Source organism: Pseudoalteromonas sp. SG43-3, assembly GCF_014164385.1.
Lineage (GTDB): Bacteria > Pseudomonadota > Gammaproteobacteria > Enterobacterales > Alteromonadaceae > Pseudoalteromonas > Pseudoalteromonas distincta.
In genome coordinates this window covers 55,479-80,653 of record NZ_JACJFC010000016.1, presented here as the reverse complement: position 1 = coordinate 80,653, position 25,175 = coordinate 55,479, and the positions used below count along the sequence as shown (strand labels likewise).

The 25,175-nt window shown below is 38.2% G+C and carries 21 protein-coding genes; 12 read left to right on the top strand and 9 right to left on the bottom strand.

What is annotated here, in order from left to right; translation table 11 throughout:
* Positions 1-49: 49 nt before the first annotated feature.
* Entirely contained in the window at positions 50-1,588 is a 1,539-nt protein-coding gene (gene murJ / locus H5157_RS14925) for a murein biosynthesis integral membrane protein MurJ (protein WP_370660919.1), read from the bottom strand.
* A gap of 295 nt (positions 1,589-1,883) precedes the next feature.
* On the opposite strand from murJ, the gene rpsT reads away from it, so the two are divergent.
* Positions 1,884-2,144 (top strand): 30S ribosomal protein S20, encoded by a 261-nt coding sequence (rpsT, locus tag H5157_RS14920; RefSeq protein ID WP_002958225.1) that lies wholly within the window; start codon positions 1,884-1,886, stop codon positions 2,142-2,144.
* A 107-nt stretch (positions 2,145-2,251) separates the two neighbouring features.
* Here the strand turns inward: rpsT and H5157_RS14915 are convergent, their stop codons facing one another.
* The gene (locus H5157_RS14915) at positions 2,252-2,635 is read right to left on the bottom strand and encodes a response regulator (RefSeq protein ID WP_002958224.1); all 384 of its coding nucleotides are present in this window, start codon (positions 2,633-2,635) and stop codon (positions 2,252-2,254) included.
* Between the two features lie 113 nt (positions 2,636-2,748).
* Here H5157_RS14915 and H5157_RS14910 point away from each other — a divergent pair, with 113 nt between their 5' ends.
* On the top strand, positions 2,749-3,192 hold the full coding sequence (locus H5157_RS14910) for a hypothetical protein (protein WP_024603734.1): 444 nt from the start codon (positions 2,749-2,751) through the stop codon (positions 3,190-3,192).
* A gap of 106 nt (positions 3,193-3,298) precedes the next feature.
* Entirely contained in the window at positions 3,299-3,544 is a 246-nt protein-coding gene (locus H5157_RS14905) for a hypothetical protein (protein WP_002958222.1), read from the top strand.
* 194 nt (positions 3,545-3,738) lie between these two features.
* Here H5157_RS14905 and H5157_RS14900 read toward each other — a convergent pair whose 3' ends face one another.
* Both H5157_RS14900 and H5157_RS14895 read right to left on the bottom strand, forming a co-directional pair.
* Positions 3,739-3,885 (bottom strand): hypothetical protein, encoded by a 147-nt coding sequence (locus tag H5157_RS14900; protein ID WP_002958221.1) that lies wholly within the window; start codon positions 3,883-3,885, stop codon positions 3,739-3,741.
* Positions 3,886-3,981: 96 nt separating this feature from the next.
* Positions 3,982-4,902, bottom strand: coding sequence for a glyoxylate/hydroxypyruvate reductase A (locus H5157_RS14895; RefSeq protein WP_182724990.1), 921 nt, complete (start codon positions 4,900-4,902; stop codon positions 3,982-3,984).
* A 129-nt stretch (positions 4,903-5,031) separates the two neighbouring features.
* On the opposite strand from H5157_RS14895, the gene H5157_RS14890 reads away from it, so the two are divergent.
* Together H5157_RS14890 and H5157_RS14885 are read left to right on the top strand one after the other, a co-directional pair.
* A complete protein-coding gene (locus H5157_RS14890; protein ID WP_002958219.1) occupies positions 5,032-6,738 on the top strand; it encodes a lysophospholipid acyltransferase family protein in 1,707 nt (568 codons plus the stop codon).
* A 407-nt stretch (positions 6,739-7,145) separates the two neighbouring features.
* A complete protein-coding gene (locus tag H5157_RS14885) occupies positions 7,146-7,799 on the top strand; it encodes an OmpW family protein (protein ID WP_182724989.1) in 654 nt (217 codons plus the stop codon).
* An 82-nt stretch (positions 7,800-7,881) separates the two neighbouring features.
* Here H5157_RS14885 and H5157_RS14880 read toward each other — a convergent pair whose 3' ends face one another.
* The gene (locus tag H5157_RS14880) at positions 7,882-8,421 is read right to left on the bottom strand and encodes a thioesterase family protein (RefSeq protein WP_182724988.1); all 540 of its coding nucleotides are present in this window, start codon (positions 8,419-8,421) and stop codon (positions 7,882-7,884) included.
* Between the two features lie 106 nt (positions 8,422-8,527).
* Between H5157_RS14880 and H5157_RS14875 the strand changes: the two genes are divergently transcribed.
* The gene (locus tag H5157_RS14875; protein ID WP_024596632.1) at positions 8,528-9,022 is read left to right on the top strand and encodes a hypothetical protein; all 495 of its coding nucleotides are present in this window, start codon (positions 8,528-8,530) and stop codon (positions 9,020-9,022) included.
* A 28-nt stretch (positions 9,023-9,050) separates the two neighbouring features.
* On the opposite strand, the gene tyrR is transcribed toward H5157_RS14875, so the two are convergent.
* The 4 genes from tyrR to bcsE all read right to left on the bottom strand — a co-directional run bounded on the left by tyrR (position 9,051) and on the right by bcsE (position 14,152).
* Positions 9,051-10,607, bottom strand: a complete 1,557-nt coding sequence (gene tyrR / locus H5157_RS14870; protein ID WP_182720533.1) for a transcriptional regulator TyrR — start codon at positions 10,605-10,607, stop codon at positions 9,051-9,053.
* Positions 10,608-10,778: 171 nt separating this feature from the next.
* Positions 10,779-12,359, bottom strand: a complete 1,581-nt coding sequence (bcsG, locus tag H5157_RS14865; protein ID WP_182724987.1) for a cellulose biosynthesis protein BcsG — start codon at positions 12,357-12,359, stop codon at positions 10,779-10,781.
* Positions 12,356-12,532, bottom strand: a complete 177-nt coding sequence (locus H5157_RS14860) for a hypothetical protein (protein ID WP_006791404.1) — start codon at positions 12,530-12,532, stop codon at positions 12,356-12,358. The genes bcsG and H5157_RS14860 overlap by 4 nt, the downstream gene beginning before the upstream one ends.
* Before the next feature lie 3 nt (positions 12,533-12,535).
* Positions 12,536-14,152, bottom strand: a complete 1,617-nt coding sequence (bcsE, locus tag H5157_RS14855) for a cellulose biosynthesis protein BcsE (protein ID WP_182724986.1) — start codon at positions 14,150-14,152, stop codon at positions 12,536-12,538.
* Positions 14,153-14,267: 115 nt separating this feature from the next.
* Here bcsE and bcsR point away from each other — a divergent pair, with 115 nt between their 5' ends.
* From bcsR to H5157_RS14825, 6 genes are read left to right on the top strand one after another with little or no spacing between them, the layout of a single operon-like run.
* The gene (gene bcsR / locus H5157_RS14850; protein ID WP_006791406.1) at positions 14,268-14,462 is read left to right on the top strand and encodes a BcsR/BcsP family cellulose biosynthesis protein; all 195 of its coding nucleotides are present in this window, start codon (positions 14,268-14,270) and stop codon (positions 14,460-14,462) included.
* 15 nt (positions 14,463-14,477) lie between these two features.
* Positions 14,478-15,191 carry a cellulose biosynthesis protein BcsQ gene (gene bcsQ, locus H5157_RS14845; RefSeq protein WP_182724985.1) on the top strand — a complete coding sequence of 238 codons (714 nt, stop codon included), beginning with the start codon at positions 14,478-14,480 and terminating at the stop codon, positions 15,189-15,191.
* A gap of 2 nt (positions 15,192-15,193) precedes the next feature.
* Positions 15,194-17,866 (top strand): UDP-forming cellulose synthase catalytic subunit, encoded by a 2,673-nt coding sequence (gene bcsA, locus H5157_RS14840; protein WP_182696004.1) that lies wholly within the window; start codon positions 15,194-15,196, stop codon positions 17,864-17,866.
* Complete coding sequence (gene bcsB, locus H5157_RS14835) at positions 17,859-20,105, top strand: cellulose biosynthesis cyclic di-GMP-binding regulatory protein BcsB (RefSeq protein ID WP_182724984.1); 2,247 nt, start codon at positions 17,859-17,861, stop codon at positions 20,103-20,105. The genes bcsA and bcsB overlap by 8 nt, the downstream gene beginning before the upstream one ends.
* A complete protein-coding gene (bcsZ, locus tag H5157_RS14830) occupies positions 20,105-21,235 on the top strand; it encodes a cellulose synthase complex periplasmic endoglucanase BcsZ (protein ID WP_182712578.1) in 1,131 nt (376 codons plus the stop codon). Before bcsB ends, bcsZ begins: the two co-directional genes overlap by 1 nt.
* Positions 21,226-25,044, top strand: a complete 3,819-nt coding sequence (locus H5157_RS14825; protein ID WP_182724983.1) for a cellulose synthase subunit BcsC-related outer membrane protein — start codon at positions 21,226-21,228, stop codon at positions 25,042-25,044. Before bcsZ ends, H5157_RS14825 begins: the two co-directional genes overlap by 10 nt.
* The last annotated feature ends 131 nt before the right edge of the window (positions 25,045-25,175 follow it).

Below are 25,175 nucleotides of genomic sequence, written 5' to 3'. Positions count from 1 at the left end.
CGGCTAAAAAATGATTAAAGCCGCAGAGTTGCCGATTATAATCTTTTTTTTAGTTTGATTCAGTAATTGCTACACTTTTTATCGTATTTAGTCTAACGCCCATCACAAATAGCATTGCAAAGTAGCTAATACCTGCCAAAGCCACTAGCGCTACTAATAATATTACTTGCTGTGTAAAGGCCCATGTAGCCCAATAATAGTAACTGCTCACAAACCATGTGACAGCTCCCATAACAATACTTGCAACAACACATTTAAGTGTAAAACGCATACTCATTGATGAGAACTGGTATACATTTTCTTTTTTAAGCTGTCTGTATAATAAAAATGCATTGCAGCTAGCCGATAACGAAGTAGCAAGTGCCAACCCTAAATAACCAATGAAAGGAGCCAGCATAATGTTAAACACCATATTAAGTACTAAGGTAATAATACCAATACGCACCGGTGTTTTTGTATCTTGACGAGCATAAAAGCCAGGAGCGAGTACTTTTATTAGCATAAAGCTTACAAGTCCGACCGAATATGCGACTACGCCTAAGCTTACAGCTTTGACATGATCAATACTGTCTTCTTTAAATGCACCGTGGTCGAACAACACGGTAATAATAAGTGGGCTGATGATCATCAAACCTATCATTGCTGGCAGGCCTAAAAATATAACAAAACGAACTCCCCAATCGAGAGTATGCTGAAAGTCGCTACTTTTTTTACTGCTATGTAGTTTAGAAAGCGCCGGTAAAATAACTGTCGCAATACCAATACCAAATAACCCCAGCGGAAATTCAATTAAGCGGTCTGAATAGTAAAGCCATGCAATTGAGCCCGTCATCAGTAATGACGCAATCATGGTATCGAGCAACAGATTAATTTGACTAATAGAGACACCAAACAAAGCCGGTAGCATAAGTTTTCGTACTTTTTTTACGTTTTCGTCTTGCCATGCCCAGCGCGGACGCGCCAACATTTTAGCGCGATACAAGAACGGTAATTGAAATAGTAGCTGCACTACACCACCGACAAATACACCTATGGCAAGTGAATAAGCACCTACCGAAAATTTATCATGTAAAAAAATTGCACACGTAATAATAGAAACATTAAGCAAAACTGGTGTAAATGCAGCAACAGCAAAACGGTTATACACATTCATTACCGCACCACTAAGTGCAACTAAACTTACAAAAAATAAATAGGGGAATGTAAGTTTAAGTAGTGAACTTGCAAGTTCAAATTTTTCGGCATTAGGTCCGCCTTGCCACCAATCTATAAACCAACCGGTACCAAATAGTGCTGCAATAACAGGGGAAGCAACAACACCAATAATAGTGACAATTAGTAAAATGGTTCCTAATGTGCCTGCTGCTTGTGCAACAAAAAGTCTGACCTTGTCGTCTCCTTGCTGTTCTTTAATTTCACTTAGCACAGGTACGAATGCTTGTGCGAAGGCACCTTCTGCAAATAAACGGCGTAAAAAATTAGGAATACGGTTAGCAAATAAAAAAACATCAGCCGCTGCACTTGCGCCTAATAAATTGGCAACGACAGCATCTCGAACGAGCCCTAAAATACGCGATATCATAGTCATACAACTAACAATCATACCAGAGCGAAATAAACCTTTTGACACCTTAAACCTACTCAAAAATCCTCAAGATAGGCGATTATGCCACAGTCTTTTTTATAAATCGCTTTAAAGCACTAGGCTGGGGGTCTGTGCTTTGTTACAATGTCTATATTAACTGCTAAAGCGGCAAATTGATGCTCGTTATATGGTGCAGTTTTTCTTGGATTGTTAAATTTAAATTGACATCCATGATAGAAACAGGCATATTCCACGGCCTTTAATTTAAGCTTTATTTTAAGATTGTTAGGAGCAAACCTTGGCTAACATCAAGTCTGCAAAAAAACGCGCTATCACAAGCGAAAAAAACCGTCAGCACAACGCAAGCCGTCGTTCAATGATGCGCACTTACTTCAAAAAAGTAATTGTTGCTATTGAAGCGGGCGATAAAGAAGCTGCACAGCAAGCTTTTTCTGTTGCTACACCTATCCTAGACCGTTACGCAACTAAGGGTCTAATTCACAAAAACAAAGCAGCTCGTCATAAGAGCCGTATAGCAGCTAAGATTAAAGCTCTATAATTTGTTTTTGATAGAATATAAAAACCGGCTTTTGCCGGTTTTTTTTTATCTAAGATTTAATCTCGTACTTTAATAACAGTCGACATAAATATTTAAACAGATTAGTGTCATACATTTTCCAAGTCTGGATAAAACTTCTTAAGCATTGCCGCTATTTTTTTAGGTGTAAACGGCTTCACTACAAATCCTTTAGCGCCTTTATCAATTGCATCCTTAACATTTTCAATACCTGAATGTGCAGATACCATTACTACATTTGTCTCAGGGCTTAATTCATTGATTTGCGCAATCAAATCTTTGCCATCGCCGTCCGGCAGTTCTATGTCTAAAAAAATGATATTATAATTTGCAGCCTGGCACTCACTAATACATTGTGAGGCAGTAGATGCTTCCTTTACGTTATCTATCCCTAAGTGCATGAGCGTTTGGCTCAAAAAACTACGCACTGTGCTAACGTCATCTACAATTAAAATTGATAGCTGCGTATTCATCTTTATTCCTCGTAGGCTATAAGCTAACTTTAAGTTATCATAATAATTAGCTTAGTATATAAATTTGCTCATTTAATTATAGAGACCTACGGAAAAAAGGCCAGATTTGCTTTATGTCTAAAACCCCAAATAAACAGTCGTTGCTAGGTAAAGCACCAACAAGAAAAAAAACAGCGCAAAAAAGAAAGCCGCAACGCCCTACTCAGCGCTCTATACCCGCAGAGGAAAAAACAAACATAAACAATGGCACTAGCCAAAAAACAAAGTCAAAAAAGGGGCTATTTATATCTCTGGCCATTGTTATTGTAATAATTTTAGCTTTTCCAAAACCAACCTTGCTCACCTATAAAAAATTAGGGATGGTAAGTGAGAGTGTTTACTGGCCTGGACTTTTAGGTTACGGAGCTACTTTAATTGATTCCAACTTGCACCCCAACTATGATTCTAGCCGTGAATCCCTTTATTTATGCAGTGATTTACAAAAACCACAGAGCTGTCAGAAGTATCAAGTAATTGCTGACAATGGTTTGTTTTCGGCAATTGGCAGTTACTTTTAGCATTAAAAAAACTAATCTGAAAATTTAAAATTACTTGGTTGAAAGGTGTGCAAAAGATCAACATAATGGCGCTCCTTTTTTCAACAACTGAACTATTGAAACGACCATGCTAAATGAGCTAGATTGGCTTTTAAATACTACACTACTTGCACTAGGTTTAGGTGCATTCTTTATTAACCAGATAACACTGCTGCGCGTTGCCGCCATTAGTGCATGTGGTTTATTATTCTTATCATTTAGCCTAGATCTTATGTCGTCGAGCGTTATTTCAAATATGAGTTTAGTGTTGATCAACACTTTTTACCTGTTTAAAGTTTATACATTTGGGCAATTTAATGTAACCCAAAGTTAACAACTTTTCCTTAGAATATTTAATAGCCCAGCATTGCTGGGCTTTTTTGTTGCGAATTTTTAAAATATTAGAAACACGTTAGATCAGGACAGTATTAAGCGCCACTAAAGCACCACTGCAATAATGGTGCTGTGCATGTACTGTTGAGAGAAACGAGAAGAAAGACGAAAACCGAAAATACCTAATAAGCTAGGTTAATCTGCTATTGTTAATTCACTTTGGGTTTGTGTTTTAGATGGGCTATCTTCAGCGTTAGCCTGATTAAACCAAGCTGAAACACCTAGCACGATAATTGAAATAACAACGAGGCTTAATTTAGCCCCACTCTGACTGGATTTCATAACACCCTCTTTATATTTTTATTAGTGAGAATATCTTTTACACTAATGAAAATTACAAATGTTAACAAGCTGTTTTTTAAACTAATTAGCTATCAGCTAATAACCTTTAGTTCTATCCACTGAATTATTGAGTGCTAAGCCCTTATTCAAACGTTCAATATTATCGGCTATTTGGTCTATAACGCTATTTAAATCAGATAGCGCTGCACAATGTGGTGTAAGTGTTATTTTGGGATTTCCCCAGTAAGGGTGGTTCTGCGTTAAAGGTTCTTGGTCAAAAACATCCAAGGTAGCAGCGCGTAAGCTATCGTTATTCAATGCATTTAATAAATCTTGCTCAACCACATGAGCACCACGTGCCACATTAATAACAACAGCATGTGAAGGTAGCTTAGCGAGCATTGAGTGATTAATAATGCCTGTAGTTACTTGCGTAAGGGGTAATAGACATACAAGGTAGTCAACGTCAGAAAGCATACCGCTAAGTCCTTCATCGCCATAATAAACCTCGACATTAGCCGTGCTTTTATCACTTTGCGCCCAGGCACTTACTTTGAAACCATTAATTATAAGTTTTTGCGCACATGCTTTACCTAATTCGCCAAATCCAAGTATACCAACATGTTTATTACTAAAAGCTCGTTTTGGCTTCCATGTTTGCTGTGTTTGTTTAATGTAATACTCTTTTAAGCGTAATTTTTGAGCTAAGACATGTGTAAGTACATATTCCGCCATATCTTCAGCTAGTTGCATGTCAACAATACGTACTACTTGGACATGTTCAGGTAATAATGTTAAATCGATACTATCTACGCCTGCACCAAATGACGACACAGCTTTTAAGTTAGGCAGCTGCGGCCACAGAGACTCAGGAGCATTCCACGCAAGTACAAAATCCACATTATTTGCGTTTTTGCAATCAGGCCATTGCTCTATCAATGTATTTGGTAATCGCTCTTGTAACTTCGTTATTAGCTTTTCGTTGTTGCGCCCCGTTATAGCCACTAATACCGACATAAATTCTCCTAGCAATTCACAGTTTATAATTTAGTACTTTAAAAAGTCACACTACTGCAAAGTAACTGTCACACCCTTTTTTTAATCTTACATGTATGGCGAATAGACCAAACGGAATATGAGGTTAATATGATAAGTGTTGATAAAGTAATTGCAGCAAACTTACCACAACTAGAGAACTCTCCAAAAGTAAAAGGTTTAGTAAAAAAGGGCTTGGGTTACTTATTGCATGAACAAGAGTTTATCACCTTTGGTAATACGTACCCTCACCTACAAGGATTAGAATTTGTTGAGCAAGTACTTGATGAACTCAATTTTGATACGCGCTATAAACCTAAGCAGATAGAACATATTCCTAACGAGGGTAAACTTGTTATTGTTGCTAACCACCCTATTGGTTCATTAGATGCTTTAGCACTTATCAAAGTACTCTCTACAGTAAGGCAAGATTTAAAAGTAGTCGCAAACCGCATGTTAATGTCGGTCAGCGCAATGCATTCTCTTTTACTCCCTGTTGATAACTTATCTGGTATGAGTAAAAAGCAAGAGCTTAGTAATATACAAAACCATTTAAAAGGTGGAGGTGCCTTACTTATATTTCCTGCAGGGGAAGTGTCGCGCCTAGGACCAACCGGCATTAAGGATTGCAAATGGAATAGCGGTTTTTTACGTATGGCAAAAAAAGCCAACTGCCCCATTTTACCTATTTTTATTAAAGCCAAAAATAGTCCACTTTTTTATGGTACATCAATGATTTATAAGCCTCTGGCAAGTTTATTATTAGTGACAGAAATGTTTAAGCAGCGCAAAAAATCTTTAGAGTTTGAGATTGGTGCTTCTATCCCTCCTGAGTCCTACTTAATAGAAAACCTTAAAGATAAAGAAATTGTAAACCTCATACGTAAACAGCTTTATAGGCTTACAACTAAAAAAACACTACCGCTAAAAACACAAACACCTATTGCTGTGCCTGAGTGTAGAAAAGAACTAAAAAGAGCAATTGAGCAATGTCAGCTTCTGGGTAAAACACACGATGGCATGCACATTCATCTATATCAATATGTAGGTAGTTCCCCTATTTTTAGAGAGCTGGGACGCCTCAGAGAAATAGCATTTAGAGCAGTAGGTGAAGGAAGCGGTAAGCGTCGTGATATAGATAAATATGATATGGATTACCAACACCTTGTACTGTGGGACCCTATGCAACTAGAGCTAGTAGGTGCTTATCGATTAGCCTGCGCACAACAGATAATACAAAAGCATGGACGTGAAGGTTTATATACCGATAGTTTATTTTCTTACACCGACGCTATGACGCCCTATCTACACCAAGGTATTGAGCTTGGTCGAAGTTTTGTACAACCTAAGTATTGGGGACGTAAGAGTCTTGACTATTTATGGTACGGTATTGGTGCTTTTATAAAAAACTACCCACAGTATAGATATTTATTTGGGGCTGTAAGCGTGTCCAACGCTCTACCTGAGCAAGCCAAAGCCATGCTCGTTTATTACTATCAACATTATTATAAAAGCAGCATAGAACTAGCTACCCCTAATAATGAGCTTAAATTAACTGAGCAACAGCTAACTCAATGCAATATTCTTTTTAATGGAAACGATGTTAAAGAAGATTTTGTAGAGTTAAAACATGTGTTAGCTAATATGGGCGCTCAAGTCCCTACTTTATTTAAACAATATACTGAGCTTTGCAACCCTGGCGGTGTACAATTTTTAAGCTTTAGCATTGATCCCGATTTTAATAATTGTATTGATGGATTGGTATTAGTCGATCTTAAAAGTGTTAAAGAAAACAAAGCTAAACGTTATTTAGAATAACTATTGATAACTAAAGTCAGTGCACCGAGTATTTTATGCATTATAAAATACTCGGCTTATATTTAATTATACAAACCGACTCAATCGCATTTAAGTCTTCCAATACTTTTTAAGTGTCGGGTGTTTAAATTATTTTTGAACCCTGCTAAAAACATATTTTCTTGTTTATTAAGACCCTTGGTGAAACACGAGATTATGGCAAAGCAGTGCCTGCCTTATATTCATGTGACTGTTAATTAAATAAATATGTCAATCTTTACAAAAGCATAACGACACTAAAATTAATCTAAATCAATAAAACATTTTATAAGCTTCAAATGCTTTTTAAACTTTGATCTAGAACAGGTTTTCATATTTATTGCTCGGTAATAATAGCGCTAATTAAACAGTAGTTCTTGGAGAACAACATGAAAACTCAAATTAGCATCGCATTATTAACCTCTTTATTAGCACTCTCTCCAGCTGCACACGCTAACTTTAGCGTAAATGTTGGTGCTATTAACGTAAACCCTGATAACAATAGCTCAGCGATTAATGAAGCACCTACGCTAGGCCTTAAAGGTGATTCAGATACTCAACTAGGTATCACCGTAGATTATGCATTTAACGATCAATGGGTGTTAGAGCTGATAGCAGCAACACCGTTTTCACACGATGTAAATGGCGCAGGCGGCTTAGCAGGCAACAAAATTGCAGATATAAAACAACTTCCACCGTCATTGGTTGCACAATACCACTTTTTAGATACAAGCTATGCGCTAAGACCTTTTATAGGCGTAGGCATAAACTACACTACATTTTTTGATGAGCAACCCTCTCAAGCACTTAAAGCAACACTAGGAACAGACGATGTAGAAGTAAAGTTAGATGATTCGTTTGGCTTTATGGCTCAGGTAGGTGCTAACTATAAAATTGATAAAAACTGGGGTTTACACGCTATGGTATCAATTATGGATATTGATACCGATGCCACTGTTTATGCTAATGGTGAAAAATCGCTTACATCAACTGTTGAGCTTGACCCTGTTGTGGCTATGTTTGGTGTTAGGTACAGCTTTTAAAGCATATATGAAGTAGTACATAGTTACCCAATTACAATGTGTGTTAAAAGGCCGAAAGGCCTTTTTTCTCATTTGTAGGGTATTAGCGATTTGGCAGGTTACTTAACTTTTTCTGCTCTAACATTTCTTTCCAGTACATTACTTCACTTGGCAATATAGGTGTTTGCCCATCAAAACCAGCAACTTCAAGCATTTCTTCAATACTTATAATACCCTTTTTACTTTTAAATACACCGCGTACATAAGCAATAGCATGTAAGCCTCGCTCTGAGTGAAACTTTTGCTCAATATAAAAGTATTTATGATCCCAGCCAACTAACTTAGTACTTATTGTATATCGCTGCATAGGTTTAATATCGCGGATATAAGTAATAGCAGTTGCGTTAACAATCGGAAACCAACGACGCTTCATTATTTGCTTTAGTAAGCCAACACGCTCCGTCATCCACGTGCGAGATAAATCCATCATCGCAAGATAGCGTGAGTTCGTTAAATGTAGATTAATATCACAATCAGTCGGCAAAGCTTTGTAATCAATATCTACTGTATCAAGTAGATTTTGATATTGCTTATTGCGTTTAATTTTGAAAAATAATAATAAAAGTCGAATATATAAGTTCACAATAAAGGTCTTACCAGTTAAATTTATTCGAGTGTAGCATAGCCCCTTGCGAAGACGAATATTCTACTTTAATCTTAAATCATTATTACAATAAAAAAGATAGCTAATGAAATCAAAACTAAAAATTATCGCTGCACTGGCCCTATTAGTCCCTAGCTACAATGCTTTTGCCGATTTCTCGTTACCAGGTAAAGGCTCAGTAACTTACCCTACCGGTGTAGTTAAAGAATTTAAATTTGGTTTTGAATGGCAGCAAAAAGCTGAGAAATTCACTATTGGATCTAAAAGTTACAATATGGAGCAAATTCCTAGCTCTTACTCTGTCGCCATCACGCTTTCAAAAGATGACAGCCAAGTATGGGTTCAAGAATTTAATAACGGGTTTATTGAGGAGTTTGAATGGCAAATTGGCGAACATACAGTCACTCTAAAAAAGCAGCAGTTTAGCGATCCGGTAAAAGGTGACTATGTTATTGAGCTAAATGGCCGTAGCTATTTTTTCACTCGTAATAACGCCAGTATCGTAATGAACTTTAACGAAGAAGGTATTGAGACGATTGCAATTGATGGGGTAACAAAAAATATGGGCACTAAAAATTAGTCCCCATATTTTAATTTCTTTAAGTCAATTACACTTTTACTGTTTTTCGATTAATCCCGTAATCACGTAACTTATTAGCTACAGCGGTGTGACTTAGGCCCAATCGCTTAGCTAACTGACGTGAGCTTGGGTAAGCAGGGTAGAGTTTGCGAAGTAAAGTCGCTTCAAAACGTTTAACAGCTTGATCTAGTGAGCCTTCAAAATCAGACTCTAAATACCCTAAATCATGAGTAAAAGTTGGTAACTGCAAATGCTCTACGCGAAGCTCGCTATCATCTAGTAACGACACTGCACGGTAAATTGCATTTTCCAGCTGACGTACATTTCCAGGCCAGGGATACTCTTGTAAAAAGCTTAAACACTCTTGTGATAAAACAGGAATTGCATGACCATTTTGTTGCGCATATTTTTGAATAAAATGCTCTGCAAGTGGTCCTACATCTGCTTTTCTATCTCTTAGTGGCGCTATTTCTAAAGTAAGCACGTTTATACGGTAATATAAGTCTTCTCTAAAAACCCCTTCTTGTACCATTGCAGGTAAGTCTTTTTGAGTAGCGGCAACAATACGTACATTTACTTTAACTTCGTTCTCATCGCCTACTTTTCTAAACGTACCATCTTGTAAAAAACGCAGTAACTTAGTTTGTAGTTGAGTCGACATTTCGCCAACTTCATCTAAAAATACAGTTCCACCATCAGCTTGCTCTAATACACCACGCTTTGGCGCTGCGTTTTCTTCGTACCCGGCATAACCAAATAATTCAGACTCAGCAACATCATCAGGAAGCGAAGCACACGATAGCGCAATAAAAGGCTTAACAGAGCGATTAGATGCGTAATGACACGCCCTAGCTAATAACTCTTTACCTGTACCAGTTTCGCCAGTAATCAAAATAGGGGCTTCTAGTTGCGCCATTTTGCGTGCTTCGCGCACAACTCGGCGCATTGCCGTACTAAAGTTATGAATAGTAGCAAAGCTTTCTTGCCCGTAGCGTCTAAATGCACTGACCTGCTGCCCTAAGCGGCTTTGCGATTTAATGTTAATAACCGCACCCGCTAAAACATCGCCTTCACTGCCTTGTGGCACGGCAATTGGTAAAATATCTGCAATAAAGTCTTCGCCAGCTACTTCAACCCGAGTCGTTTGGCCTAACACTTCCTTACCTTCTAACCAACGCGTAAAGTTAAAGCCCTTTAGTAGGTTATTTATGTTAGCGCCAATAACTTCTTTTTCACTTAACTGCAGGTCTTTACAGGCAGCATCGTTGCATAAACGTACCCAGCCCTTAGCATCAATAGAAATAACACCATCAGGTAATGCACGTAACAAGGTATTTAATTCGTTATGCTCTCGCTCAGAAGGGAGAAATGCGGTAGTGCGTACATCATGCACACCATCAATCAGACGGATAGAAGGCATGATTTTTTGAAACTGCTCAAACTCTATTTCTGGAAAGCTCACATACATACGGCAATTGACAGAATCGACCTCAATGCCTTTTAAATCAACACTGTAGTTAACTAAAATATTAAGGATTTCTTGGGCTATACCGATCCGATCAGCACAGTGAATATCTAGACGCATACATCCTCAAAGCAGGAAAAACTAAATTAGCCGAATAATACGCTAAGTCGCTTTGATAAGGTAGCTTATTGTAAACATTTTTGGACAAGTCTGCGTTTTAATTAACACATAAGAATAACAACATAAACACGCTACACAGCAGAGATAGCCTGCTGCATAGCTAAATTACTTTTAACCTTGAGGGTAAGCAGACCATTCTTCGCCATCAAGTTGTATGTAAGGTCGTTTATTAACATACATCATGATTGTGCCGGCATTTTCAGCAACTTTTGGGGCTTTTGGCAAGTTTTCAACTAAATTAGCGATGCTGTTATTACCCCCAAAAACATTTGTCTCAAGTGTTTTTGCAACAATTTCAGATAAGGCAAAGTAACTAGTCGATTCGTTAATCATAATCTGCGAGTAGCTTTTAACGTCTGGGCCAATAAATTTAATAGCAGCTGGTACAGATACAATAGTAGGACTTGGTATTTCACGAAGGCCAGCAAACTGTACCTTGTCACCTTTTAATGCTGCACCATGTTCAGGTACTATCATTAACATGACATTACGGCCGCGCTTTTCAAGGTTTTGAATAAAACGATTAATATCAGATAGTAAATTAGCGTGCCTGATTGGGTAACTTTCAAGGCTATTCATGCGTTTTTTATTGGCCAGCTGGTTACCATCGTGAAGGCTTGTTGTGTTGTAATACATTGCACACGGCTCACAATCTTGCGCTTCATTTTTAAGCCAACTATCTAGCACTGCACCGTCAGAATAAATAGGACTGTCATCAAAGCCGTATTGCGCTACTGGAAGTGAATCAATATTAAGTGGTTTATCGTTTAGGCCACCAAAGCGATTAACCAAGCCTTTAAAGTCATCGAAGTGGCCATCGTGGTTCATCACAACGCTGCTTTGATACCCTAATTTTTCTAAATTTTTAAATAGATAACATTGCTCTGGTGCATCACTAAATAAAGCTGTTTGGCTTGTTTGCCCACAACTTGCGCGTAAAAGCCTTATAGCTGCAGGCCCACTGTAAGATGTTGCTGAGTTAAAATCTGAAAACACCACATCAAAATCATTAAACATGTCTTCAACACTAACGCCAATAGCGTTCAAGTCATCAATCGCCATTGAACAAATATTTAAAACGATGACATCGAACAGTTCGCCATTAACTTGCGAAGGAAAATGGCTAATTAAATGGCTTTGTTGTTGATAAAAGTCTGACAATTTTTGATCAGGTGTTTGGCTTTCGCGCGTAATGACTTGTGCTTGATTAGTAGGCTCATTTCTAATTGTTGTATTTGTAGAGTAGGCATTTACTACTGTGCCTGATTGTTCACCCTCTCCTTGCCATCCTATCAAAAGCAGCCCAACAATTGTTATTGTTGTAAAACGTAACCACTGAGATGTATACCAAAAACACACGGTAATAACGAATAATGCCAATAGCATATCTACACTGATGACACGTGCTAAAAGTTCAAAAAAATAGCCAAAACTGAAATCTTGAACATTACCAGCTTGCTTTGTCAGCCTATTTATTGGGGGCAACCAAGAGTCTTGGTAAAGTATGACAATCGCAAAAATACCACCAAGTACATGTTTTAACTTTTCAATAATCGCTTTTTTAAATTTGATTGCTAAAAGTGCTGCAAGGGCTGCATTGGTTAATACATTAAAATCAATTGCGCCGTAATAAAACAAGGCAAATTTAGCTAAGAAATAAAGATTCCACACTCCTAAACCTGATAATTTCACTGCTCATCCTTCTTTTTTTTATTCGGTGTATAAGGTTCAAGTACTTCGTGTTTAAAAGTAAGCTTGTAATAATATGTTTTTACTCTGGCCAATATTTGAGTTGCCGACATACAAAGCACAATACCGACTATAATTGCCAAAATAACGGTAATAAAAAGCTGATTAATACTCATTGGTTAAGCCTTTAATCTCATTACAAATGACACAGCATCGGGGCGCGCATCATTTGTAAACTCAGGTGTGTCTAATGACTCAGTAATCCCTTTTGACACACCGGGTTCAAACTTATAGCTATCATTCTCTGTTAACTGTTTAGAATAATCAGTAACCTGTTTACCGCTATAAAGCCGCCTTAATTGCTTACATTCTTGCTGTATATGAAAATGATCTGAAATAACATTTTGCTGCACAAAAAAGTCACTCGTTTGTAGCTTGAATAAATGCTTGATTGCATTATTTACGTCGTTCTCTCTACACGCATGCAAGTACAAATACACGGTGTTGTCTGCAAGGCTAAATACATCCCCTTCACGCTTAATATGAAACAAGTGTAAAGGGTGAATGGGCTCTATGCGGGGTAGTAACTCAAGCTTAACCAACACGCCGCTAACCCCAAGATTAACAGCCGAGTCACTATGAACCTCCACTTGGCGCGTAAATTCATCAAAAGGTAAATAGCCTTTAGAAAACGTATTTTCAGTATATTTCAGAACGTGCTCGACAGATGGCGGTAACGGTCTAGAAAATTGAAACCCTTGAATAGATTGAATTTGAGATAATAATCGCGAAGGTTCAGAAAAGCTATACAAAATAAGGTTAACGCCTAAAGTTAAAAATAAACATTCATCTTGATGGCGAATAACGCCATCAACATTTTGTACTACCAATTTTAACCAACGACCGCAGCTTTTCCTCAGTTCAAAGCACTGTTTACCAAGCAGTGCTAAATCTGTGTAACGCGTAACAGCAAACACCAATGTTGCCGCTTTTAATTTGGGGCCTTTGTCAAACAGCTCATTATTGTCTTTTGCGGTATAATAATGCGTAGGCAATTTTGTACCGATTGGCACCGCGCTTTGCACTAACCAGACATCGTCCTCATCTGGAAAATGCGAGCCATTGAATACTTTTAGATCGTTTACAGTTCCCTCTTGTACCAAAAACTTATTATCTTCAAGCGACAGTTGAAACTGCATATCAGCAAATACACCCGTAGTGTGGTGCCAATAATCGTACTCTAAAACGCGGGTAGCGGAATCATTATCTACAAAAATTAATCCATCAAAAGATTTATTAAGCTGCCTTATTAAAAATCGATAGTGTGTTACTTCTGGACCAGATAGCAAAAATAATAAGGTAACCCCTGTTTTTTTTGCAAACTCACTGTAATCGTTCATTATTGTTTTTGTGCTAGCTTCGGTTGCTGCACTAAGTAGCTCTGTGTTGAAGTGGATAAACACTAGCGCATTTTTTAATTTTTTATACGCGCCTATCTCTTTAATTATACCTTTGTTTATTCGCTCTATTGAGTAATGCTGTGTCTCAGATGAGAGAGAAAATGGATGAACTTTACTACGTTTGTACGCAGTATTAATTGCTGCAGAAAATGACGACTCAAAAAAAGATTCAACGTCTTGAGAAACAATGTAAATATCGTTTGCGCAATTTTGGTTAATTGCATGTAAAGCAAATTCAACCACAAAATTATCTAAAGGGGCTAAAACAGCATAACTTGAAGCCGATTTTAACTCTTTTGCAGCCGGCTCTAAACCCGTTATGTTAAAGTTATGCACTTAAAAAGCCCTCAAAAAAAATACTTTTTTACTAGTTTTGCCCGCTATTCTATATATAATAGCCAAATATTGTCCACTTTTAATAAAAATAAATATTACGCTTACAAAGGTTGTGATGAACAATTTAGCTACAAAAAGCTCACAAATACTCACATCAAGTGACATAGAAAACCTAGCTCGCCGTTTTGGTGGAAAAAGTGACGACTATATAGAAATTATGAATACACAAAAAAATCAAAAAACAATTAACAAGTATGCGCTATTGAAAGAAATTGATGACGCATTAAAAACATCTAAAGAAAAAAAATAAAAAAGGTAAATACCATTGCAAAGGATTTTTATTAAAGGTGTTAAAGGCGGCATAGGTAGCACATCAGTTGTTGCAAACTTAGCGTGCGTTTTGAAAAAATCTGATGTTGATGTGGTTGCCATAGACCTAGATGTTAAAAGTGACCTTGGTTTGCACTTTGGACTTAAATGGACAGCCACAAAAGGTTGGAGCAACGAGAGTACTTTTGTCGATGCATTATTACATTTTCGTAAAGATAGCGATGGCGTTCTTTTTTTACCCCATGGCGATAATGAATCAACGTTAGATGAAATTATAACCACAATTAACAATTGCAAAAATCTGGATTATAAAGAATCTGCTTGGATAATATTCGATTGCCCTTCACATATTAATATTTCTCACTACCCGTTAGAAGAAAACGATATTGTTATTGAGCTAGTCACTTGCGATGCAATTTGTCATAGCCTCATATACAAGCGCCTTCAAACTCTTAAGTCAGTAGAGTCAACTTGGAAACACTTTTTTGTCGTTAATCGTTACAACGCAGCCTCAGTGTTAGAATTTGATCTATTTTCTCTTTGGCAATCTACATTGCCATTTATGGCGCCGTTTTTTATTAACAGCGATGAAGTTATTAAAGAGGCCACAGCTAATCGTAATGTAGCCCTTAATTGCGCTCCATACAGTGTAGCGAACGATGACTTTGAAACACTTGCCGGTTGGCTTGTAAGTAAGGCGGCTAACTGACGATGAGCTTTACTCTTTTTTATAAAAGGCCCATACACAGTACATTGTATATTCTTTTGAGTATATTATTCACTGATAAGCTTGTGCGCTATATTTTATTTAAATTTCATAGTTACTTTAATCAGCACAAAGTAAATGTAATTGAAGCCTTTTTAATGCCCTTCATAACTTTGTTCGGTTCATTATTTGTGAATATAAAAAAGAACAAAGAAAACTTTGAGTTAGCGTTATATAACTATTATCCACACTTAAGGTTGCCATACAGAACTTATATCTATTCTAATATTATACGCTTTGTTATTCAGAGCATATTTTTGCTTTTTGCTGTTCATAAACCCAGAAAAAAATCAGTGTCTATAAAAAAACATGCTGTAAATTACTTTTATGATGGAGTCAGTTATAGCCTAAGGCAACTTCGTTGGTACGACCTTAAATTAGGCCGATTAATAAGGCGCCTTTTTTCCAAAAACAACAAGCCTAAAAAAAGTGCTTTTAAAACAATGGCCGACGCTCGTATTTGGCAGAACAAACTTATTAAATACATTGTTGTTGCACTGATATTATTCTTGCTTGCCATATTTGTTACTATTCCCTTTAGCCTTGAAGCGCAAGCGGTGTTTATTAGCTTTATTTTACTGGTTGCTTACGCGCTCAAACGCGTAAAAGGCCATATGGCCACGATTGTAATGATCACCTTATCTGTCACTACATCTTCTCGATACTTGTGGTGGCGATACACTGAAACACTTAATTGGGATGACCCTTTAGCACTTACATTAGGTGCTGGCTTGTTACTAGCAGAAACATACGCATGGATGGTACTTATTTTAGGTTTTTTTCAAACTATTAACCCACTTGAAAGAAAACCTGTCATGTTGCCAAAAAATACTGACTTATGGCCAACGGTAGATATTTACATTCCTACTTATAATGAACCTTTAAGTGTTGTAAGGCCGACTACCCTTGCCGCATTAAGCATAGATTGGCCAGCAGATAAGCTGAAAGTCTATATTTTAGATGATGGTAAACGTCCTGAGTTTGGTGAATTTGCTAAACAAGTGGGTGCGGGTTATTTAACAAGACCAGATAATAACCATGCAAAAGCCGGAAATATGAATAGTGCTATGCGCTACACAGATGGTGACTATATTGCCATTTTTGATTGCGACCACGTACCTGCTCGTTCGTTTTTGCAAATGACCATGGGACAGTTTTTAAAAGACAGTAAAGTGTGTTTAGTACAAACACCACATCATTTTTTCTCCGCAGATCCATTTGAGAGAAACTTAAATAACCACAGTCAAATTCCAAACGAAAACATGCTGTTTTACGGGCTTATTCAAGACGGAAACGACATGTGGGATGCTACGTTCTTTTGTGGTTCGTGTGCGGTACTCAAAAGAGAAGCGCTTGATGAAATAGGTGGCTTCGCTTTTGAAACCGTCACCGAGGATGCTCATACTGCGCTGCGAATGCAACGCGCAGGTTATAAAACTGCCTATATAAATATCCCTCAAGCTGCTGGCCTTGCCACTGACAGTTTATCAGCTCATATTGGCCAGCGAATTCGTTGGGCACGGGGCATGGCGCAAATATTTAGGCTCGATAACCCGCTTTTAGGCAAAGGCTTGAACATCCCTCAGCGACTTTGCTACTTAAACGCTATGCTGCATTTTCTATCAGGTATTCCGCGCATTGTATTTTTAACCGCGCCCCTGGCACTCATATACTTTAATGCGTACATTATTTACGCGCCATTTTTAGCTATTTTTATCTACGTTGTACCTACACTTATTCAAATAAAAGCAACTAACTCACGAATACAAGGTAAGTATCGCTATTCGTTCTGGGGCGAAGTTTACGAATCTGTGCTTGCTTGGTACATATTAAAGCCAACAACAGTTGCTTTGTTTAATCCAAACAAAGGTAAATTTAACGTTACCGAAAAAGGTGGATTAAACGATAAAGAGCATTATGACTGGGGTATTTCTAAGCCATATTTGGTTTTACTCGCTATTAATTTAGTCGGTATGTTAGTCGGTATTTTACGCCTGTTTTTTGGCGACCCTACGCAAGTTGGTGTACTGCTGATTAGTATGGGGTGGGCGCTTTATAATATTATCATTTTGGGTGCTGCGGTTGCCGTGGCAGCAGAAGCACGCCAAGTGAGGCATTCACACCGCATTAAAGCAAACTTCCCAGCGGGAGTTCGTTTAGCAAATGGCCACACATTAAAAGTAAAAATTACAGATTACTCCGATAACGGCGTAGGAATAGAAACCGACCATGCACATGCTTGTCGTGTAAACGATAAAATAGAATTATTAATGAGCCGCGGTAATAAGCAATTTTCGTTTACTACCCATGTTTGTAATACTCGGGGTAATCAAATTGGCTTAACCATTAAAGATTTATCTCTTGAAAAACAGCGCGCGTTTATACAATGTACATTTTCACGAGCTGATGCGTGGCTTGACTGGCAAAATAACTTTAGACATGACCGCCCATCTTACAGTTTTAAAGAAGTGCAAAAAACAAGCCTTAGAGGGTTTAGTAATTTGCTATTTCATGCGCCACGAGCGCTCCAACCGACCATTCAGTTTATTACTGATATAGTTGTATACGTAAACTCATTTACTCCAAAAAGACCAATAGTGCATAATAATTATGATTAAAAAGTTGCTTAATATATCCCTAACATTGTCGCTTATTTGTTGCGCTTACTTTGTGCATGCAATTGAGCCATTACAAAATAAATCAATGTTCATTAATGGGTACCCTGAGAGCGCTCAGGTGTCGAGTTTACGTTTAGAGTTTGAAGCGTTAGGCTTTACAGGTTTTAGGCTTAACGGGGTAAATAACAACTCCCGCGTTGACTTTACAAACCGAATAGATAAATTGAGTACCAATTTAAAGCTTAACTTTTCGTATACTAACTCGCCTTCATTAATCGCGAATGTTTCGCACTTAAAAGTATACTTTAATGATAATTTAGTCACTGTTTTACCTATTAACGAACAACTTAGTATTGTAAAGAACACTGTGCAACATAGCCTCGACCTAAACGCTAAATATATCCAAGATTACAACCAAGTACGCTTTGAATTGGTTGGTTATTACGACCTTAGATGTCAAGATTACTTCAGCCGTACTATTTGGACAGAAATAAATAAATCAAGCAACATAACGCTCGATCAAAAGCAACTAGCTATCGATAGCCGTTTAGAATACCTTCCTGAGCCGTTTTTTGATGAAAAAGATTACAATAAACTTAACCTACCCTTTGTATTTGCTAAAACACCCAACACCCAAGCAATTGAAGCAGCAGCAACGCTATCGAGTTGGTTTGGAGCCCAAGCTGATTGGCGTGGATTTAATTTTCCCGTAACGTTAAATAAATCGCCTGATCAACACAGTGTGGTTTTTATTACTAATGATTCAAAACCTGATTTTTTGAAAGATTACCCAGATGTTGAAAAACCAACGATTGAAATCATTTCAAACCCATTTAATCGTTATTATAAAATGTTACTGATATTGGGCCGTGATGAAGCTGATTTAAAAACAGCGGTGACTGGCCTTGCATTTGGCCACAAAGTAATGACTGGAAGAAGCGCAAGTATTGAAGCCATAAATCAGTTGCCACTTCGAAAAGCGTATGATGCACCACGCTGGCTTAGAAGCGATCGTCCAGTGCATTTTGACGAGCTTATTGACTACCCTACGCAACTACAGGCGCAAGGTCTTAATAATGGTCCAGTAAAACTAAACATTCGCTTTGCACCTGATCTATTCACGTGGCGTGAAAGAGGAATACCTATTACTCTTCAGTACCGTAGCACGCCAGAATCAGAAGCCATCGACTCTCGTTTAAATATGCTAATAAACCAAGAATTTATAAGTGGTTTTTTACTAGATGAAAACAACGATTTATTACAAACAACACAAGCGTTGTTGCCACTAGTTGCCAATACTGACACCACACAAAGTACAGAAGGCTTTTCTGTCAATGGCATTAATTTAGCTAACAGAAATGAACTTAACTTTGACTTTAGGTTTGGCGTACTCAAAAAAGGCGAATGTGCTGTTGCACCTCCTGGCGGTGAGTTTGGTGTTATTGATGGCGATTCAAGCATTGACGTAAGTGAATTTGATCACTACATCGCATTACCAGATCTGAACGTATTTGCTAATAGTGGCTTTCCTTTTACCAAATATGCTGATTTACAAAAAACACTTGTACTTATTGATGAAAACCCAACACCTAATGCTTTAACCGTTTTATTTAACTTAACGGGGCACTTTGGCGCAATCACCGGCTACCCAACCCACAGAATGAGTGTTGCTCATTTAAATGAGGACGCTGATTTAGATGATAAAGACATACTCGTTATTGCTAAACCTAACAGTATTGCTAATGACTTAGATGAAGATGCACAAACAAATGTTTTGCTTAACAATAATCAGCGCGCAATTAAACAAGCAATTTATAATGGTGCATACGACGAACAAACGACCGATAAAGTAGAGGTTAGTATTAAAAGTAGTGGCGATATGGCTGTTATAACAGGGTTTCAATCACCGTTTGACTCAGACCGCTCTATCGTCTCGTTGAGTGCTACGACGCAAAATGCATTTACTATACTTGACGATGTTCTAATGAACTCAGAAAAATTAGCTCAAGTAAAAGGTAGTGCAGCCATTATCAACTCACAGGGTATTAAAACCATTCAAGTAGATGAGCAATACTTTGTAGGCCATATCCCAGTCTATACATTAGTGTGGTTTCACTTATCTGATCATCCATTTATTTTGGCATTACTGTCTATTTTAACGCTATTGCTGATCTCATTTATTTTATGGCGATTATTACAAGCACTAACTTACAAGCGTTTAGCTGAAGGAGACGAATAATGAAATCACTCGTTAATATGTTTTTTACTGTGATGGCACTATTTGCTTTCAATGCCAACGCACAAGTTGAACAGTGCGAACCTTGGCAGTCGTGGCAAGTGTTTAAAAATCATTTTATAAGCCAAGACGGCCGCGTTATTGACTTGGGCAGTGATCAAAGTATCACAACCTCTGAAGGCCAATCATATGCACTATTTTTTGCGCTTATTGCCAACGATAAAGCCGCTTTTGATTCTGTTTTAAATTGGACCCAAGAGCATTTATCAGAGGGCGATTTAAGTACGCGTTTACCAGCATGGAAATGGGGACTAGATAAAAACCGCGTAGGGGGTATTTTAGATTCAAACCCTGCGTCAGATTCAGACCTATGGATTGCCTACAGTTTATCGCAAGCGGCAATTTTATGGGATGAACGCCGCTATAGTATTTTAGCCGCAGTGCTTGCTCAACGTATAATCAGAGAAGAAACCGCCTACATAACGGGCCTTGGCCTGTCTTTACTCCCCGCACCTGCCGGTTTTGAGTTTGACAATGAGCGCTATAAGCTAAATCCTAGCTACTCGCCGTTATTTATTTACCAGCAATTTAAAAAGCTTTATCCACATTCACCGTGGCACCAACTGCACGAAGGATCAGCTAAGCTAATTTTAGATACCGCACAGCAAGGCGTTAGCCCTGATTGGGTTATGTTTGATTCAAACCGTGGTTTTTACTACAACAGAAAAAATACAGATTTAGGTAGTTATAATGCAATTCGTGTTTACCTTTGGGCAAGTATGATGGCAAAAGATGCACCCTACAAACAAGAGCTTCTTGCTCAGTTTGCACCATTTGTGGATACTATTGAAGAGCGCGGCTATGTTCCTTTAAATACGTACGCTCAATCAGGTAAATCTGAAAAAAGAGGACCTTTGGGCTTTAACGCTGCCCTGTTGCCTTTGTTAGCAGAGCAAGGTAATGATGAGCTAGTAATGGCCATTCAGCAAAAGCTAATGATTGATAAGTCTTTTACGCAAACACGTTATTACGACAGTGTATTGCATTTATTTGGTGAAAGTGCTGTAAACAAGCGCTTTAAAATAACGGCTGATGGAACGCTACAACCTACTTGGAGCACTGAATGTCGTTAAGGTTGGCCTTAGCTTGTACATTGGCACTAAGCACTAATTTAAATGCCGCAACAATAAATGATATTGATACACAATCGGTTGATTGGTTATTAAACCAAATTAGTATTGGTGAAGCACAACAAAACAAAAGACTTGTTGAAGATAGCCTGCAAAAATTGGTTGCAATTGCCCCTACGCGAATAGAAACGCAATGTGCGCTTGCACATTACGACTTTACGAATGGCAATACAGACCAGGCAAACTTGTTATTAAATAAGCTTGATAACCAACTAACACAACAAACACCTTGCGTAAAAAAACTCAAGGTTATGTCTCGTATTCAAGGTAAAGACAAGGCAGTAATTCAAGAAGCAAAGCTGCTTGCTCGTGCCGGCAGATATGAACAAGCACGTCAAATTTACAATAAAATATTTAATGATGTTTATCCTACTTTAAACTTTGAGCTTGAGCATTTAGGCTGGTATGCACAAGACAGCGCTCAATGGCAAGGGGTTAAAAATGGTTACAAGCAATTATTAAAACGCTATGACAACCTAGGCACTATAGAAGTTGCTTATGCCAGACATTTGCTAAGACGTAACCCACGCGATAAAGCAGCAATGCGTATTTTAAGTAAGTATGGATCGACATCGGGTTTTAGTGATGAAGTTGAAGGTATTTGGCTCTCTGCATTAAAAAATATGCCAATAAACAGTAATACTGACAAGCAATTTCAGCAATACTTTATACTTTACCCGTTTAGTAATAAGGGAGAGTTACAGTATCAAGACTTTAAAAAGCAATTAAAAGCACGCCAAAAATTATTAGCCGACCCGGCTTATCAGCTTTGGTTAAAAGGCAATAAGCTACTCGAACAAGAAAGATTAAATGCAGCAGAACCTCTTCTATTAAAAGCATTAAAAGGCCGCCCTACTGACGGCGAAATAATGAACAGCTTAGGCATGCTTTACCTACAATTAGGGGAGCATGGTAAAGCCTATAACTATTTTACACGTGCACAAAAATACACTGCCGACTTTGCAGAGCGAAATACCCTTAAAAGCATGGCTAAAACAGCTACGTTTTGGCTGTATATTCGCCAAGCAAGAGACGCTATAGACAGCAGTGAATTTAGAGTTGCCAAATTAAAACTCGATTTAGCCGCCGCATTAGAAGAAGAACCTAATACCGTACTGGCAAATCGTGGCACCTTACAATTTGCCCAAGGGCTATATTCACAAGCTGCGCTTACCTACCAAGTGGTGCTTAAAAGCGAGCCGTTAAACGAAGGCGCCCTATTTGGCTTACTCGAAATTGCAAAGCTTGAACAAAGTGAAAAAACGCTCACCTCTTTTTTTAATCGACTTTCATTTTCACAAAAAGAAATATTAAGAGCGTCATATTTAAGCTCATTAAGTAGCGTGTATAGAACTAAGGCAACAAAGCTAACTGAAGCTGGTGAATTAGAAGAGGCTGAAAAAATATTAAAAGAGGCTATTCAAGCAACACCAGAAGAGCCTTGGTTATATTACGACTTAGCGTTTATATATCAACAAAAAGGACTCACCGACAAAGCCCGCTCATTGTTTAATAATGTATTGTGGCAATTTCCGCTAAATTCACAGCTTAGGTATAGCCATGCACTGTTTTTGCGTGCTTTAGACGATTACCAAGGTGCGCTTGCTACGCTTCAGTATGTTCCAATTAAATCTCGCGATGCTGACATTGTATCTCTTGAACAACAGTTACAACTTAATGAGTCTTTAGCACAAAGCGAACGTTTTATTAATTCTCAAAATAAAGCGGCTGCTATTTATCACTTAAGTGCGTTAGAAGCGCAAAATTTAACGCCACCAATGAAAGCTGAGCTAGCACGAAGCTGGTTTAGCATAGAAGAACAAAACCACGCTTTAAAACTCATGCGTGACACATTAGCTGAAGACCCCTCATTATCAGCCTATTGGCATATGCTGTATGGAGAATGGCTTTTAGCACAGGGTAATAAAACTCAGACTACGGATTGGTTTAATCAATATCGGCTTCCTGAAAATGCCTCTGATGGTGAAATAGATCAGTTTGTGCAATTACAAAATGCCTATTATTCTGAGTATTTTAGTGGCAGTGATCTTATTGCGAAGCTAAATCAGCTTGATCAAAAATACCCAAGTTCATCAGCTACAACAACTGCGCTAATAAATGCAAACTTAGCACTTGAACAAAACCAATCTGCGATTATTTTATACGAACAAAAAGTAAAAAATAATCAGCTAATTGAACCTCAAGCTTTAATGGCAATATCCAAAGCCTACAGAGCGCTTGGTGATGATTTCCAATCGAAAGAAGTCACACAACTCGCGATTGAACAAAGTACAACGCAAGAAAGTTATTTTCAGCGTCAAATTATGGAGTCGTTAAACGATTTTAACTACGCAGGTGATGCCCTTTACTTAGCTGAACAGCTTATTCAAAAAGCACCTAATGATTTAGAGCTTCGTTATTTAGGCGCGCAAGTTGCCTCTAATTTTAATGAAACAGAGCAAGCACAAACGTGGTACGCACAAACGCTTTCACCTAATCGTCAACTGAATGAGAAAGAACTCTACACATCCCTTTCGCGCATCAACGAAAACGACGAGTGGTATATAAACGGTGCCAAACGAGAACTACTCAGCCAACAAAACAAAAACCAAGCCTACATTGCCGTTGGTGTAAATTTTAGCGGACAAGTAAGTACTGAAAGTGAGGCCACATTGGGCGCTGGTTTAGTCCCTATTGAAGCGTACTTTCCGCTTTGGCAGGGGCAAGGCTTTGTAAAAATAGATCCTACAAGTATTAGCGCGCAAACAACACGATTTGACGAGCAATTTGCTGGCAGTCGATACGGTCAAGGCGCTTTGTGTATATTTACCTGTGGTATTGACGAGGTAAGTCCTGAGCAAGATGGCGTTGATATTGGCATTGGTTGGCAGAACGAAAACTGGCGCGTAGATATTGGCACAACACCACTGGGCTTTTTAATCGAAGACATTGTATGGGGTGTTAACTATTCGGACGACTTTGGTGACTTTGGCTATAGCCTTGAGTTAGAAAAACGACCAGTAACCAGCTCAGTACTCGCCTATGCAGGCCTTGAAGACGTTAATACTGGTAAAATTTGGGGGGGGGTTCGCTCAACTGGTTTAACCGCTAATGTTTCTCATGATTTAGGCGGCAATTGGGGATTTTGGTCTAGTGCTGACTTTACATTGTACAAAGGTCAAAACGTAAAAGATAACCAACGCTACCGCTTGATGGGCGGCACCTATTATCGTGTGATAAGCAATCAAGACCGCGAATTTACAGTGGGTGCAAGTTTATTGCATTGGGCCTATAAATTTAATTTAAGTGAAGAAACCTGGGGCCACGGCGGTTATTACAGTCCGCAAAACTATGTAGGTCTATCCGTGCCACTCACTTATGACGCGCGTTGGGGCGATGATTTTGTTTATCGATTAAAAACCGGTGTTTCGTACTCGCAAACAAAAACTCAATCTATTGATTTCTTCCCTAACGATAGCGATTTGCAAATAGCTGCGTATGATAGAGAATCAATAACAGGTGTTGACCCTGTATTTGAAGGTGAAACAAGTTCTGGTGTTTCATATAATCTTGAAGGTAGTTTTGAGTATAGAATAACGCCGAATTGGTTCTTTGGTGGCTACTTAGCCATCGATCGTTCTGACTTTTACGAACCAAACTTTGGTCAACTTTACATACGTTACTATTTTAACCCTGTTTATGGAACGCTTGAGTTCCCAGGTACCCCTATTGTTCCTTATGCTGAGTTCTAACTTGGCATAAGGTGATACACCGCGCAATACTTCCCCTAGCACTAAGGTATATGTATACTTGTGCTCAATTGTAACTAGGATAAGGGTGTGTCTCTTACCTTCTGGTGTTACTACCATATAGCAAATCATTA